This is a genomic window from Phyllobacterium sp., assembly GCF_037994425.1.
Classification (GTDB): Bacteria; Pseudomonadota; Alphaproteobacteria; order Rhizobiales; family Rhizobiaceae; genus Phyllobacterium.
Genome location: NZ_JBBNAM010000051.1, coordinates 1 through 13,442, shown reverse-complemented (window position 1 = coordinate 13,442; position 13,442 = coordinate 1). Strand labels below are relative to the sequence as shown.

At 59.6% G+C, this 13,442-nt stretch carries 11 protein-coding genes; 5 read left to right on the top strand and 6 right to left on the bottom strand.

The window, feature by feature from the left end; all coding sequences use genetic code 11:
• Positions 1-262: 262 nt before the first annotated feature.
• Positions 263-460 carry a hypothetical protein gene (locus tag AAAB35_RS03215; protein WP_340666789.1) on the bottom strand — a complete coding sequence of 66 codons (198 nt, stop codon included), beginning with the start codon at positions 458-460 and terminating at the stop codon, positions 263-265.
• Between the two features lie 181 nt (positions 461-641).
• On the opposite strand from AAAB35_RS03215, the gene AAAB35_RS03210 reads away from it, so the two are divergent.
• The gene (locus tag AAAB35_RS03210) at positions 642-2,825 is read left to right on the top strand and encodes a transglycosylase domain-containing protein (RefSeq protein WP_340666788.1); all 2,184 of its coding nucleotides are present in this window, start codon (positions 642-644) and stop codon (positions 2,823-2,825) included.
• A 46-nt stretch (positions 2,826-2,871) separates the two neighbouring features.
• Here AAAB35_RS03210 and glpK read toward each other — a convergent pair whose 3' ends face one another.
• A complete protein-coding gene (gene glpK / locus AAAB35_RS03205; RefSeq protein WP_340666787.1) occupies positions 2,872-4,362 on the bottom strand; it encodes a glycerol kinase GlpK in 1,491 nt (496 codons plus the stop codon).
• Positions 4,363-4,482: 120 nt separating this feature from the next.
• On the opposite strand from glpK, the gene AAAB35_RS03200 reads away from it, so the two are divergent.
• The gene (locus tag AAAB35_RS03200; RefSeq protein WP_340666786.1) at positions 4,483-5,232 is read left to right on the top strand and encodes an SDR family oxidoreductase; all 750 of its coding nucleotides are present in this window, start codon (positions 4,483-4,485) and stop codon (positions 5,230-5,232) included.
• Positions 5,233-5,264: 32 nt separating this feature from the next.
• On the opposite strand, the gene xylA is transcribed toward AAAB35_RS03200, so the two are convergent.
• The 3 genes from xylA to AAAB35_RS03185 are packed head-to-tail and all read right to left on the bottom strand — an operon-like array spanning position 5,265 to position 9,297.
• Positions 5,265-6,575 (bottom strand): xylose isomerase, encoded by a 1,311-nt coding sequence (gene xylA / locus AAAB35_RS03195; RefSeq protein WP_340666785.1) that lies wholly within the window; start codon positions 6,573-6,575, stop codon positions 5,265-5,267.
• A complete protein-coding gene (xylB, locus tag AAAB35_RS03190; protein ID WP_340666784.1) occupies positions 6,572-8,026 on the bottom strand; it encodes a xylulokinase in 1,455 nt (484 codons plus the stop codon). Before xylB ends, xylA begins: the two co-directional genes overlap by 4 nt.
• Positions 8,027-8,052: 26 nt before the next feature.
• Entirely contained in the window at positions 8,053-9,297 is a 1,245-nt protein-coding gene (locus AAAB35_RS03185; protein ID WP_340666783.1) for an ROK family transcriptional regulator, read from the bottom strand.
• A gap of 213 nt (positions 9,298-9,510) precedes the next feature.
• Between AAAB35_RS03185 and xylF the strand changes: the two genes are divergently transcribed.
• The 3 genes from xylF to AAAB35_RS03170 all read left to right on the top strand — a co-directional run bounded on the left by xylF (position 9,511) and on the right by AAAB35_RS03170 (position 12,751).
• Complete coding sequence (gene xylF, locus AAAB35_RS03180) at positions 9,511-10,554, top strand: D-xylose ABC transporter substrate-binding protein (protein WP_340666782.1); 1,044 nt, start codon at positions 9,511-9,513, stop codon at positions 10,552-10,554.
• Between the two features lie 84 nt (positions 10,555-10,638).
• A complete protein-coding gene (locus AAAB35_RS03175) occupies positions 10,639-11,958 on the top strand; it encodes a sugar ABC transporter permease (RefSeq protein WP_340666781.1) in 1,320 nt (439 codons plus the stop codon).
• 13 nt (positions 11,959-11,971) lie between these two features.
• Positions 11,972-12,751: an ATP-binding cassette domain-containing protein gene (locus AAAB35_RS03170; protein ID WP_340666780.1), complete on the top strand. Its 780-nt coding sequence runs from the start codon at positions 11,972-11,974 to the stop codon at positions 12,749-12,751.
• 56 nt (positions 12,752-12,807) lie between these two features.
• On the opposite strand, the gene AAAB35_RS03165 is transcribed toward AAAB35_RS03170, so the two are convergent.
• Complete coding sequence (locus AAAB35_RS03165) at positions 12,808-13,386, bottom strand: NifU family protein (protein WP_340666779.1); 579 nt, start codon at positions 13,384-13,386, stop codon at positions 12,808-12,810.
• Positions 13,387-13,442 lie beyond the last annotated feature (56 nt).

The following is a 13,442-nucleotide window of genomic DNA, read 5'->3' as shown; positions in this document are numbered from 1 at the left end:
ACATATATGAAAATGAAAAATGCAAAATAGATTTCAGGCGATAAGCACCTGGTCCAGAAACAAAAGAGCCGGGCTAAAAGCCCGGCGAATTGTGAACGCTAATGCGTCCAGAGGGGAACACGCAACGAGCGAAAAATGGGAGGAGAACCACTCGTTACGCAAGAATTAAAATAGAACCGGGCTCAAACCTTTTCAAGGGCCGTAAGATAATATTTTACGCGTGGCATTATTTGGAAATCCGTAGCCACATTTTGTGGGGTTCTTAGTTGGGCACCGGAGTAGTGGCGGAAGGCTCGCCGGCGAACTCCGGAATGTCCTTGCACACACCATGTCCACGAAGCTGGCATCCGCCAAGGCGGTACTGCGCCTCCGATGCCGGCTTCGGATTGAGCCGCTCGATGGCGCCGCCGCCGCAAGCGCTCAGGGCGATGCTCAGGCCTGCGAGGATAACAAAACGCATGGTACGCTCCAATGATGCTGTTTCGTAGACCCTAACCATGCCCTGGAGCTTTCTCAATTGCGCAATGCGTCCGATTTTCCTGCATCACACACAATTTAACCGCACCTTAAATCGCCGCATTTACCCTGCAACGGGTCGCGGGATCATTCTTCCAAACGCATCGGGGCGAGACTACTCATTCATGGCACGCGACACGGGCAAGCAACGTATCGAACCGCGCTTTGGTTCGGATCGCCGTTCGGGCGAAGATTTGCGCGCAGATCCGGAGGACAGGCCAGTGGCGAAACGCAAGACGACGCGCAAACCAGCCGCATCCAAGCGGCGAAAGACGCGCCGTGGGAGCAGCGGCGGCGGCTTCACCGGCCTCGTACGGCGCCTGGTTTACTGGTCGCTGGTTCTATGCCTCTGGGGTGGTATCGCCCTTGCCGGAACAGTCATCTATTTTGCCGCGAAGATGCCGCAGACGACGACCTGGGCAATCCCTGACCGCCCGCCAAACGTAAAAATCGTTTCGGTCGAAGGCGATCTCATCGCCAATCGTGGTGCCTCCGGCGGCGAAGCCATCAGGCTGCATGATATGTCGCCCTATCTTCCTGAAGCGGTGGTCGCCATCGAGGATCGGCGGTTTTATTCGCATTTCGGCGTCGATCCGATTGGCTTTGCCCGTGCCATGGCAACCAATGTCATTTCGGGCCGGCTCGTGCAGGGTGGCTCAACCATCACGCAGCAGCTTGCCAAGAACCTGTTCCTGACGCCGGAACGCACGATCGAGCGGAAGGTACAGGAAGTGCTTCTGGCCCTTTGGCTTGAGCGCAAATACACCAAGGACCAGATCCTCGAAATGTATCTCAACCGGGTCTACCTCGGGTCCGGCTCCTATGGCGTTGCGGCCGCATCCCGGCGCTATTTCAACAAATCCGCCAAGGAAGTTACGCTGTCCGAGGCCGCGCTCATTGCCGGGCTCCTCAAGGCGCCGTCGCGGCTCTCTCCCGCGCGCGATCCCAAGGCCGCCAGCGAACGGGCGCAGCTCGTCCTCGGCGCCATGCGCGAGCAGGGCATGATTGGCGACAAGGAACTGAACTTCGCCATGAAGCAGCCGGCAACGCGGGCTGCGTCCTACTGGAGCGGCTCGGAGCAATACGTGGCCGACCGCGTGATGGAGGAACTACCCGGGCTCATTGGCGATGTTCGCAGCGATGTCATTGTCGACACGACCGTCGATCTCGGCCTGCAGAAGCTGGGCGAAGCATCCATTCGCGATCTCATCAGCAAGAACGGCGAGAAACTCAACGTTTCGCAGGGCGCCATGGTGTCGATCGACGGCACGGGCGCGGTGCGCGCCCTGATCGGCGGTTACGACTACGCCAACAGCCAGTTTGATCGCGCCAGCGAGGCCAAGCGACAACCCGGTTCCGCCTTCAAGCCCTTCGTCTACCTTTCGGCATTGGAACAGGGATTCACGCCGGAATCGGTGCGCAATGATGCGCCGATCCGCATCGGCAACTGGACGCCTGGGAACTTCAACGGCAAGTATTTCGGTAAGGTCACCCTCGCCGAAGCTCTGGCGCGTTCATTGAACTCGGTTTCAGCGCAACTCGTCATGGAAGTCGGGCCGAGCACGGTTGTTTCGACGGCACATCGGCTTGGCATCGAGTCGAACCTTACGGCCAATGCCTCGCTCGCGCTCGGCACATCGGAAGTGACCCTCCTCGAACTCACGGATTCCTTCGTGCCTTTTGCCAATGGCGGGTACAAGGCGCCGATTCACATCATCCGCCGTGTAACGACCAATGAAGGCAAGGTGCTCTATGAATTCAAGCGCCCGCAGCCGGATCGGGTTATCGACGCGCGCAATGTCGGCATGATGAACGCAATGCTGCGCCAGACGGTTGAAAGCGGCACGGCCACCAAGGCGAAGTTCGGCTGGCCAGCCGCTGGCAAGACCGGCACCAGCCAGAATTTCCGTGATGCGTGGTTCATCGGCTATACGTCGAACCTGACGACCGGCGTGTGGTTCGGCAATGATGACGGCAGGCCGACGAAGAAGATCACCGGGGGTTCCCTGCCGGCCATCGCCTGGAAGGATTTCATGGTCGCCGCCCACAAGGGCGTCCCGGTTGCACAGTTGCCTGGCGATTATCAGCTTCATCAGCAGGTTATCGAGGGCAACGACATTCTTCCCGGGTCTGGCGACAGCGTGCCTGCCGCCGAGGGCGTGCCCTCGGCCCAGCTCGATCCGGTAGGGCCCATTCCCCCTGCCGATCTTGGCGACCAAACCGGGTCGACCCACCCGGTGCCTCCGGGCAGTGTCGGCGGCGGCAAGGGTCGCAAGACGACCCTGTTCGACCTGATCATGGGCAATTGATAGCCATGCATGGTTGGCTCCACGCATATGCGGCATGACTGTGGATTTACTGGCTTAACGTCCGCTTTACGGCCGTTTTCCATCCGGCAATCTTCGCGTTGCGGGTCTTGTCATCCATCTTTGGGATGAACTGCGTCTCTCGCTCCCAGGTCTTGGCGAAATCGCGGCGGTTCGGCCAGATTCCGGCTTTGGAACCGGCGAGCCACGCGGCCCCGAGCGCGGTCGTCTCAAGGATCGCTGGCCGGTCTACGGGCGCATCGAGGATGTCTGCCAACCGCTGCATCGTCCAGTCGGATGCAACCATGCCTCCATCGACCCGAAGCACCGTCTTCTTGTCTGAGGACTTCCAGTCCTTTCGCATGGCCTCAAGAAGGTCGCGTGTCTGATACGCAACCGATTCGAGCGCGGCGCGGGCAAATTCGGCAGGGCCGGTATTGCGCGTGAGGCCATAGATCGCGCCGCGCGCTTCCGCATCCCAATGCGGCGCGCCGAGGCCGACGAAGGCCGGCACAAGATAAACATTCTGGCTTGGATCGGCGTGGTCGGCGAGCTTACCCGTCTCCGGCGCCGATCCGATGATCTTGAGGCCGTCGCGGAGCCACTGGACTGCGGCACCGGCAATGAAGATGGAGCCTTCGAGCGCATAGGTGGTCTTGCCATTCAGCCGGTAGGCGATCGTCGTCAACAGGCGATTCTTCGACAGGACCATGTCGCTGCCAGTGTTGAGCAGCGCGAAACAGCCGGTGCCGTAAGTGGATTTGAACATGCCCGGTTCAAAGCACGCCTGGCCGATGGTTGCGGCATGCTGATCACCAGCTACGCCGAGGATGGGTATCGCCGCACCGAGCAGGGAGGCTTCGGCCGCTCCGTAATTGGCGGCGCAGTCCTTTACCTCCGGCAGCATGGCGCGGGGAATACGCAATATCTCAAGAAGCTCGTCATCCCATTCATTGGTGGCGATGTTGAAGAGCAGGGTACGCGACGCGTTGGTGGCATCGGTGGCGTGCACCTTGCCGCCCGTGAGGCGCCAGATGAGAAAACTATCGATCGTCCCAAACAAAAGTTCCCCATTTGCCGCACGTTTGCGTGCGCCAGGTACCTTGTCGAGGAGCCAGGCAAGCTTGGTGCCCGAGAAATAAGGGTCGAGAAGGAGCCCCGTTTTCCGTGTGAACGTTTTCTCGAGGCCCTGCTTCTTCAGCTTCTGGCACAGCGATGCCGTGCGGCGGTCCTGCCAGACAATGGCGTTGTGGATCGGCTTGCCGGTCGCCCTGTCCCAGACGACGACTGTCTCACGCTGGTTGGTGATGCCTATGGCGGCCACATCGCCGGCCTGAATCTTGGCATTCTCGATGGCGATTTCGCATGTACTGAGCACGGACTGCCAGATTTCGTCGGGATCATGCTCGACCCAGCCGGATTGCGGGTAGATCTGGGTAAATTCCTGCTGGCTCTTGCCGACGACATGGCGATTCTGATCGAAGACAATGGCGCGACTTGAGGTCGTGCCTTGGTCGATGGCCAAAACATATCCGTTCATGCTTCCCCCCTGATTTGGCGCCAAGATATTTGCTTGGCCGGACCAGATCAATCGCTGCGACATGATAAGCCTCGAATTTAGACCTATCTTGCTCTAAGGCTGATGCAACGGAGTATTGCCATGTCCAATGATGAGCCACGCAAGGTCCTAGTCCTGACCGGAGCAAGCCGCGGTATCGGTCACGCGACGGTTAAGCGCTTCTCGCGCGCCGGCTGGCGCGTGATCACCTGTTCGCGCCAGGATTTTTCCGAGAATTGCCCCTGGCCTGCCGGTCCGGATGACCACATCAAGGTCGACCTCGCCGATCCGGCCGACGTCGATCACGCTGTCGCGGAAATTCGCAGTCGCCTCGCGGCTGAGGGCGGCGGGCTCAACGCCCTCGTCAACAATGCCGGCATATCACCGAAGAACAGCGCCGGCGATCGTCTCGATTCGATCGTCACGCCGATGCAGACGTGGATGACGGTTTTCCAGGTCAATTTCTTCGCACCGATCATGCTTGCGCGCGGCCTGTTCAAGGAACTGGAGGCTGCGCAGGGCTCCGTGGTCAATGTGACCTCGATCGCCGGCAGCCGCGTCCATCCCTTCGCCGGGACAGCCTATGCGACGTCGAAAGCCGCCCTTGCATCGCTGACGCGCGAGATGGCTTCGGATTTTGGTCCACACGGTATCCGGGTGAATGCGATTGCGCCGGGCGAGATCGATACGGCGATCCTGTCGCCTGGGACCGACAAGCTCGTCGAACATCTGCCGCTGCGCCGTCTCGGCAAGACGTCTGAAGTTGCCGAGACGATCTATTTCCTCTGCACGGAAGCGTCTTCCTACGTCACCGGCTCGGAAATTCATATCAATGGCGGCCAGCACGTCTAGGGGAGGGGTGTGCACCCCTCCGAGCAAACGCGTCAAACATACCGGTTGACGATGTTCTCCAGATATTCCTGACGGCCGGAACGCGGCTGCGGCTGGATATTCCCGTCCTCAACCCGCTTGGCGATGGCATCGAGCGATACTTTGCCCGAAAGCATGGCTTGCGCATCGGGTTTCGACCATCCCGCATAGCGATCGTCGACGAAGCCGGTCAGCGTCTTGTCCTCGATCATTTTCGCTGCGGCCTTGAGTCCACGTGCGCAGGTGTCCATGCCGCCAATGTGGGCGATGAGCAGGTCCTGCGGGTCGATGGACTGGCGGCGCAGCTTGGCGTCGAAGTTGGTACCGCCGGTCGTAAAGCCGCCGGCCTTCAGCACTTCGTAGTACGCCAGCGCGATTTCTGGAACGTTGTTGGGGAATTGATCCGTATCCCAACCCGACTGATAATCGTTGCGGTTCATGTCGATGGATCCGAAAATGCCGAGCGCAGCGGCCGTTGCCAGCTCGTGTTCGAACGAATGGCCGGCAAGAATGGCATGGCCTTGTTCAAGGTTGACCTTCACCTCGTTCTCGAGGCCAAACCGCTTCAGGAAGCCGTAGACCGTTGCTGCATCGTAGTCGTACTGGTGCTTGGTTGGCTCCTGCGGCTTCGGTTCGATCAGGATTGTACCCTTGAAGCCGATCTTGTGCTTGTATTCGACGACGAGGCTCAGGAAGCGGCCCATCTGATCGAGCTCGCGCTTCATGTCGGTGTTGAGCAGCGTTTCATAGCCCTCGCGTCCGCCCCAGAGTACGTAGTTCTCGCCCTTGAGCTTCTGGGTCACGTCAATACAGGTTTTGACGGTAGCCGCTGCATAGGCGAAGACGTCCGGATCAGGATTGGTGGCAGCGCCGGACATATAGCGGCGGTTCGAGAAAAGGTTGGCCGTGCCCCACAGGAGCTTCGTGCCTGTCTTTTCCATCTTGCCGGCGAAATAGTCGGCGATGTCATGCAGGCGGCGGTTGCTTTCATTGATCGTATCGCCTTCCGGGCGCACGTCTGCGTCGTGGAAGCAGAAATAGGGCGCGCCGAGAATAGAAAACATCTCGAACGCCACATCGGCCTTCAGCTTTGCGCCTTCCATCGTATCGTTGAACCAGGGGCGTTCGAAGGTCTGGCCTCCAAACGGATCGCCGCCCGGCCAGACGAAGGAGTGCCAGTAGGCGATGGCGAAGCGAAGATGGTCTTCAAGGCGCTTGCCGAGTACGATCTCTTCGGGATTGTAGAAGCGATAGGCAAGCGGATTGCTACTGTCCGTCCCCTCATACTTGACTGGTTTGGTGTCTCCGAAAAATCCGCTGCTCATGACTGAACTCCCTTAAGTGCTGGATAGAGGTTGTGATAGCGATGATAGGCCGCGTCGAAGGCATCGGTCAGGTTCGCTTCCGGTTCGACGGTGTAATCAGTCGCGGGCGCGACGCAAATTGCCAGTGGATCGGCGCCTTCAGCAGCGATAAGACCGAGGCGCGCTGCACCGAAGGCCGCGCCAAAATCGCCGTCGGCTGGGACATCGACGGGAATTTTAAGCGCCGTGGCGATCGTTCTCAGCCAATAGGTCGAGCGCGATCCGCCACCCACGGCGGTGACACGCTCGAGCCTGGTGCCAGCGGCCGCGAGAGCGTGGAGGCAATCGCGGAACGCGAAGGCAACGCCTTCGAGCACGGCCTGTGTCAATGCCGCCCGATCGCTGGCGTGTTCAAGGCCCTGGAACGAGCCGCGTATCGCCGAGTCGTTGAGCGGAGTACGTTCGCCGGAAAGGTAGGGCAGGAAGGTCACGCCTGACGGCGCGCGAAGTTGAGTGCCGAGCTCATCGGTGAGTTCGGCTGGCTTGCGCGAAACAATCCCTGCATACCAGTTCAGCGCGTCGGTCGCCGACAAGATCACGCCCATCTGGTGCCAGGTGTTCGGCAGCGCGTGGCAGAATGTGTGAACGGCGCTTTCGGGGTTGGGAAGGTAGGCCCGGTTGGCAGCAAAAAGCACGCCGGACGTGCCGAGCGAGACGAAGGCATGGCCTTCGCCAACGGTCCCCATTCCACATGCCGAGGCCGCGTTGTCGCCCGCACCGCCTGCAACCACCACATTGTCGCCCATGCCCCAGCGCGCCGCGACATCGGGCTTCAAGACGCCGGAAACCTCTGTGCCCTCGACAAGTGAGGGCATGAAGCTCGTGTCGAGCCCGGTTGCGGCGAGAAGATCAGGCGACCATTCACGCTTGCCGACGTCCAGCCACGATGTGCCGGCCGCGTCGGACATTTCGGAGACATGTTCGCCGGTCAGCCAGAACCGCAAATAATCCTTCGGCAGGAGCACGCGCTCGAGCCTCGCGAATATGTCGGGCTCGTTGTTCCTGACCCAGACGATCTTCGGCGCGGTAAATCCGGGAAAGACAATGTTGCCACTCAAGCTGCGGAATTTCGGGTTGCTGTCGAGTTGCCCCGCTTCTTCGTGGCTGCGCGTATCGTTCCAGAGGATGCAAGGACGAAGTACGTGATCGCCAGCGTCAAGCAGTGTTGCGCCATGCATCTGCCCCGACAGACCGATGCCTTTGACGGCAGAGAGTTCCTTGGCGTTGGCCGCCTTGAGCGCCGCAACAGCATCTTCCGCCGCCTTGATCCAATGAGACGGTTCCTGTTCCGACCAGCCCGAATGCGGCCGCGATACATCGAGAGTTGCTGTTCCCGAACCAATGATTCTTTGGTTCTCGTCGATCAGAAGTGCTTTGACACCGGATGTGCCGAGGTCGAGCCCGAGATACATGCTGACGTCCTTCCTTGCGATGTTGGCTAAAGAGCGTGCTTCAGTTGCATTTCCTTGAGGTCACCCGGCGCAAAGATTTGCGTGTCGAGGTGAAGCAAGGAAGTCATGAGGCAGCCCTGTACGATAAGCGGATGTTCGTCCGGATAACAGCGTATGCTGAGGTCCTGGGTCGCCCCCCAACCGGATGGCCCGGAAACGACCTCACGCAGTTCCTCTTCCATGAGATCGAAAACACCAGCCCCGGGTCCGACCAATGCCACCGGCACAGGGTCGATCAGGGAGAACAGGCTGCGCAAGCCCGCACCGATCGCCTGGCCAGCCGTGCGAAAGGCGGCGCGCTCGACGCCCTCGGAGGCTCGGGCGCGATTGGCGGCCTTGGCGAACGTCGACGGATCCGTGTCCTGCGGCGGCTGGTTGGATTCATCCTCGCCCGATATCGTGCGCAAGATCGCATAGTCGCTGGCATAGGCCTCGATGCAGCCGTGCCGGCCGCACCGACAAAGAGCGCCTTTGGCTAAATGCAGCATATGCCCGAATTCAGCAGCCGACGAGCGGGCGCCGACAAAGGGCTTACCCTTGAGGTAAAGGCCCATGCCGATGCCGTGCGAAAGGAGGATCGTAGCGAAATCATCCGCATAGTGCTCCGGATCGATCCAGCGCAGCGCCTCGGCTATCATGTTGCAATCATTGGCAACCGAGACATATACGCCGTATCGTTGCGACAAGACCCCGCCGAAATTAATGTTCCGGTCCGGCGTTATGGGAGACCAAAGCATTGTTGCGCTCGTCGCGTCGGTGACGCCTTGCACGCCCATGGAAATGTGCGTCAGCGGGCCGGTGCCCGAAGGGCGCGCGCCGATCAGATCGTCAAGCATGGCGAAGATCGATTGAAACAGTGATCCCGCTGGCATTTGCAGTGTCGGCACGCGTTGGGATTTTTCGGCGATCACTTGCCCCTTATAGTCGTAGAGTACGGCGTGGACGAGATTGAGGGCGAGTTCTACTGTCGCCACGCTCGCGACGTCCGGATTGAGGGCGAGGGCGATTTGCGGGCGTCCGCGTCGATTGGAGCCGAGGTCGCCCTCGCGGGCCTCGATGATGATTCCCTCCGAAATCAGCGAGGTCGTGATGGCTGAAACCGTCGATGGGCTGAGGCCGGTCTGGGCAACAATTTCGGTGCGCGACAGGAGGCCATAACGGCGCAAAGCCGTTAGCACAAGTCTTCGATTCTGGCGCCTGACATCGTCCGGACGCGCGATCTCGTCGATCAACAAACCTCACTCCTCCCCATAACCACTTTTTTGTGCATCGCAAAAATGTTGTTGCGTTGCAATGGGTTATGCCTAACAAATTCCATGTTGACATGGAAATGCTTTTAAGTCACTATTTTTTTCGAGCCTCGAAATAAAAGAGGTTTAGACGTGGGCCGGAGGTATAGGGCCCCGTCCATCAGTCATCGTGCTGCGCGCACTGGGAGGGTTATCATGAAGAAATACGCAACCGCTTTGGCGGGCGCTGCTGTCCTTGCCGTTAGTTTTGCCGGGCCTGTTCTGGCGAAAGACAAGATCGTCGGCGTGTCCTGGTCGAATTTCCAGGAAGAGCGGTGGAAGACCGACGAGGCGGCGATCAAGAAGGCGCTTGAGGCAAATGGCGACAAGTACATTTCCGCCGATGCGCAATCTTCAGCTGCCAAGCAGCTTACCGATGTTGAAAGCCTGATCTCACAGGGCGCCAACGCACTGATCATCCTCGCGCAGGATTCGAGCGCCATCGGCCCGGCGGTGGAAAAGGCAGTTGCCGAAGGTATTCCGGTCGTCGGCTACGACCGTCTGATCGAAAACAAGGATGCCTTCTATATCACCTTCGACAACAAGGAAGTCGGGCGCATGCAGGCGCGCGGCGTCTTCGCGGTGAAACCGGAAGGCAACTACGTCTTTATCAAGGGCTCATCGGCTGATCCGAATGCCGACTTCCTCTTCTCGGGCGCCCAGGAAGTGCTGAAGGAAGCGATTGATTCGGGCAAGATCAAAAATGTCGGCGAAGCCTATACCGATGGCTGGTTGCCCGCGAATGCCCAGAAGAACATGGAACAATTCCTCACTGCCAACGACAACAAGGTCGACGCCGTGGTTGCGGCCAACGACGGTACCGCAGGCGGCGCCATTGCGGCCCTCCAGGCGCAGGGCCTTGCCGGTACGGTTCCAGTTTCCGGCCAGGATGCGGATTTCGCAGCGCTCAACCGCGTTGCGCTCGGCACGCAGACCGTCACGATCTGGAAGGACTCCCGCGAACTCGGCAAGCAGGCTGCCGGAATTGCTTCCGCCCTTGCCGATGGCAAGAAGATGGAGGAAATCCCGAACGTCCAGAAGTTTGCCGGCGGCGCCAACAAGGTTGAAGTCAATGCCGTCTTCCTGACGCCGGTTCCGGTCACCAAGGACAATCTCGGCGTTGTCATCGATGCGGGCTGGGTGACGAAGGACGTCGTCTGCCAAGGCGTGAAGGCTGGTTCCGTACCGGCCTGCAACTAAACACTGACAATTCTGTTAAAATTGAGCGCCGCTGGTCCATGGGATCGGCGGCGTTTTAAAAGATAATGAAACTGGGAGAATAATATGAGTGATCCGGCCATCAGTCTTGACCGGGCTCGCGCTTCCGAACTCGGTCTCGTAGCCAGGTTCTTCAAGGCGACCGAGCTCGATACCCGCCTCCTCGGCATGATAGGGGCGCTTATCATCATCTGGCTTGCCTTGCAGTTTCTCACCGGCGGCCTTGTCAATGGCCAGTTCCTGACACCACGCAATCTTTGGAATCTCTCGGTTCAGACGTCTTCCATTGCCGTCATGGCGACCGGGATGGTCCTCATCATTGTCACGCGCAATATCGATCTGTCGGTAGGCTCCGTTCTCGGTTTTGTCGGCATGGTCATGGGTGTGACGCAGGCGGAAATCCTGCCGAAGCTGATCGGCTTCGAACAGCCTTTCACATGGATCATTGCGCTCGGTCTCGGCATATTCGTTGGCGCGCTCATCGGTGGGTTTCAGGGCTTCATCATCGCCTTTCTCGGCGTACCCGCCTTCATCGTCACGCTTGGCGGTCTGCTCGTCTGGCGCGGTGCCGCCTGGTGGGTCACCTCCGGACGTACGGTAGCGCCGATGGACTCAACCTTCCGTCTCATGGGCGGTGGTCCAGAGGGCTCGATTGGCGCGACCTGGAGCTGGGTTGTCGGGATCGTCGCTTGCCTTGCCATTGTTGGTATGATCGTCAACAGCCGCCGCCAGCGTAAGCGCTTCAACTTTCCGCGCCGTCCCGTTTGGGCCGAGGTCTTTATGGCGGCTGTCGGCTGCGCTCTCGTCCTTGGCGCCGTCTCGATCGCCAACCACTACTATTGGCCGATCGGCATCGTGCGCAAATATGCTGAAGCCAACAATATCACCATCCCGGATGGCGGTCTGTTCATCCCGCACGGCATCGCCATTCCTGTCCTGATCGCAGTCGCAACCGGCATCGTCATGACCTTCGTGACAACGCGCACGCGCTTCGGACGCTATGTGTTTGCCATGGGCGGCAACCCAGAAGCGGCCGATCTGGCGGGCATCAATACGCGCTGGGTGACGATGAAGATCTTCATCATCATGGGCATCCTCTGCGCCATTGCCGGCGCGATCTCGACGGCGCGTCTCAACGCTGCGACGAATGCGCAAGGCACGCTCGACGAGCTCATGACGATCGCTGCCGCAGTCATCGGCGGCACGTCGCTTGCTGGCGGCGTCGGCACAATTGCCGGTGCAATGATCGGTGCCCTGCTGATGCAGTCGCTGAACTCCGGCATGGTTATGCTCGGTCTCGAAACGCCGCTTCAGAACATCGTCGTCGGCATCGTGCTCGTCGTGGCCGTCTGGCTCGACACTATCTATCGCCGCCGTACCGCTTGAGGGAGAAACGACCATGACAAGCACACAAACCCCTCTCGTCGACATCGAAAACGTGTCGATCGCCTTCGGCGGCATACGCGCCGTTGATGGCGCCTCAGTTGACCTCTTCCCCGGAGAAGTGGTGGCGCTGCTCGGCCACAATGGCGCGGGCAAGTCGACGCTGATCAAGGTCCTCTCCGGCGCATACAAGCGCGACAGCGGCACGATACGCGTCAACGGCGAGGAAGCCACGATCAACAATCCGCGCGACGCCAAGGCCTACGGCATCGAGACGATCTATCAGACGCTCGCGCTTGCCGATAATGTCGACACTGCGGCCAATCTCTATCTCGGCCGTGAATTGATGACGCCGTGGGGAACGCTCGATGACGTGGCGATGGAGCACAGCGCCCGCGAGGTCATGGGCCGGCTCAATCCGCGTTTCCAGCGCTTCAAGGACCCGGTAAAGGCGCTTTCCGGTGGTCAGCGGCAATCGGTGGCGATTGCCCGCGCGATCCTCTTCAATGCCCGCATCCTCATCATGGACGAACCAACGGCAGCGCTGGGGCCACAGGAAACGGCGCAGGTCGGCGAACTCATAAAACAGCTGAAGAGCGAGGGTATCGGCATTTTCCTCATCAGCCATGACATTCATGACGTCTTCCACCTTGCCGACCGCGTGGCGGTGATGAAGAACGGTCAGGTTGTCGGCACGGCAAAGGTAACCGACGTGACCGAGGATGAAGTGCTCGGGATGATCATTCTCGGCAAGTGTCCAGCCGGCGCGATTCCTGGGCCGGGAGCGGTAAACTGAGCCCAACAAAAAAGGCCGCTTCAAGCGGCCTTTTTTCGCAATCCGGGCTCTAAGCCTCAAACGGATTCGACGTGCTGGACTTCCGGTATGAAATGCTTCAGCAAATTCTGGATGCCATGCTTCAGCGTCGCGGTTGACGAGGGGCAGCCGGAGCAAGCGCCGCGCATGTTGAGGAACACGGTGCCGTTCTCATAGCCGCGGAAAGTGATATCGCCGCCATCCTGGGCGACGGCTGGGCGCACACGCGTCTCGAGCAGTTCCTTGATCGTATCGACGATCTCGGCATCGGCGCTATCGAAGAACTCGTCTTCGGTCTCGCGTTCGGCATCATCGGCAACCTGCGTCGCGCTTGCCATAATAGGAGCGCCCGACATGAAATGCTCCATGATGGCGCCAAGGATGGCCGGCTTCAAATGTTGCCACTCCGGACCTTCACTCTTGGTGACCGTAACGAAGTCGTAGCCGAAGAAGACACCACTCACACCGGGAATTGCAAAGATCTTGCCGGCAAGCTGAGAAGCCGCGCCGGCGCTCGTTGCATCGCGGAAGTCCGCGGTTCCCTGCTCGAGAACCACCTTTCCAGGCAGGAACTTCAAGGTCGCCGGATTGGGCGTTGCTTCAGTCTGGATAAACATGGCGAGTCTCGCGTGTCAGTTTAGAATTGTTCAAAAGCGATATAGGCCTTAAAACC

Excerpts from the sequence above, each read along its gene's own strand:
- xylF (WP_340666782.1), top strand. The coding sequence starts at position 9,511 with ATGAAGAAATACGCAACCGCTTTGGCGGGCGCTGCTGTCCTTGCCGTT.
- xylA (WP_340666785.1), bottom strand. The coding sequence starts at position 6,575 with ATGAGCAGCGGATTTTTCGGAGACACCAAACCAGTCAAGTATGAGGGG.
- AAAB35_RS03210 (WP_340666788.1), top strand. The coding sequence starts at position 642 with ATGGCACGCGACACGGGCAAGCAACGTATCGAACCGCGCTTTGGTTCG.
- AAAB35_RS03175 (WP_340666781.1), top strand. The coding sequence starts at position 10,639 with ATGAGTGATCCGGCCATCAGTCTTGACCGGGCTCGCGCTTCCGAACTC.
- AAAB35_RS03215 (WP_340666789.1), bottom strand. The coding sequence starts at position 460 with ATGCGTTTTGTTATCCTCGCAGGCCTGAGCATCGCCCTGAGCGCTTGC.
- AAAB35_RS03200 (WP_340666786.1), top strand. The coding sequence starts at position 4,483 with ATGTCCAATGATGAGCCACGCAAGGTCCTAGTCCTGACCGGAGCAAGC.
- AAAB35_RS03170 (WP_340666780.1), top strand. The coding sequence starts at position 11,972 with ATGACAAGCACACAAACCCCTCTCGTCGACATCGAAAACGTGTCGATC.
- xylB (WP_340666784.1), bottom strand. The coding sequence starts at position 8,026 with ATGTATCTCGGGCTCGACCTCGGCACATCCGGTGTCAAAGCACTTCTG.
- glpK (WP_340666787.1), bottom strand. The coding sequence starts at position 4,362 with ATGAACGGATATGTTTTGGCCATCGACCAAGGCACGACCTCAAGTCGC.
- AAAB35_RS03165 (WP_340666779.1), bottom strand. The coding sequence starts at position 13,386 with ATGTTTATCCAGACTGAAGCAACGCCCAATCCGGCGACCTTGAAGTTC.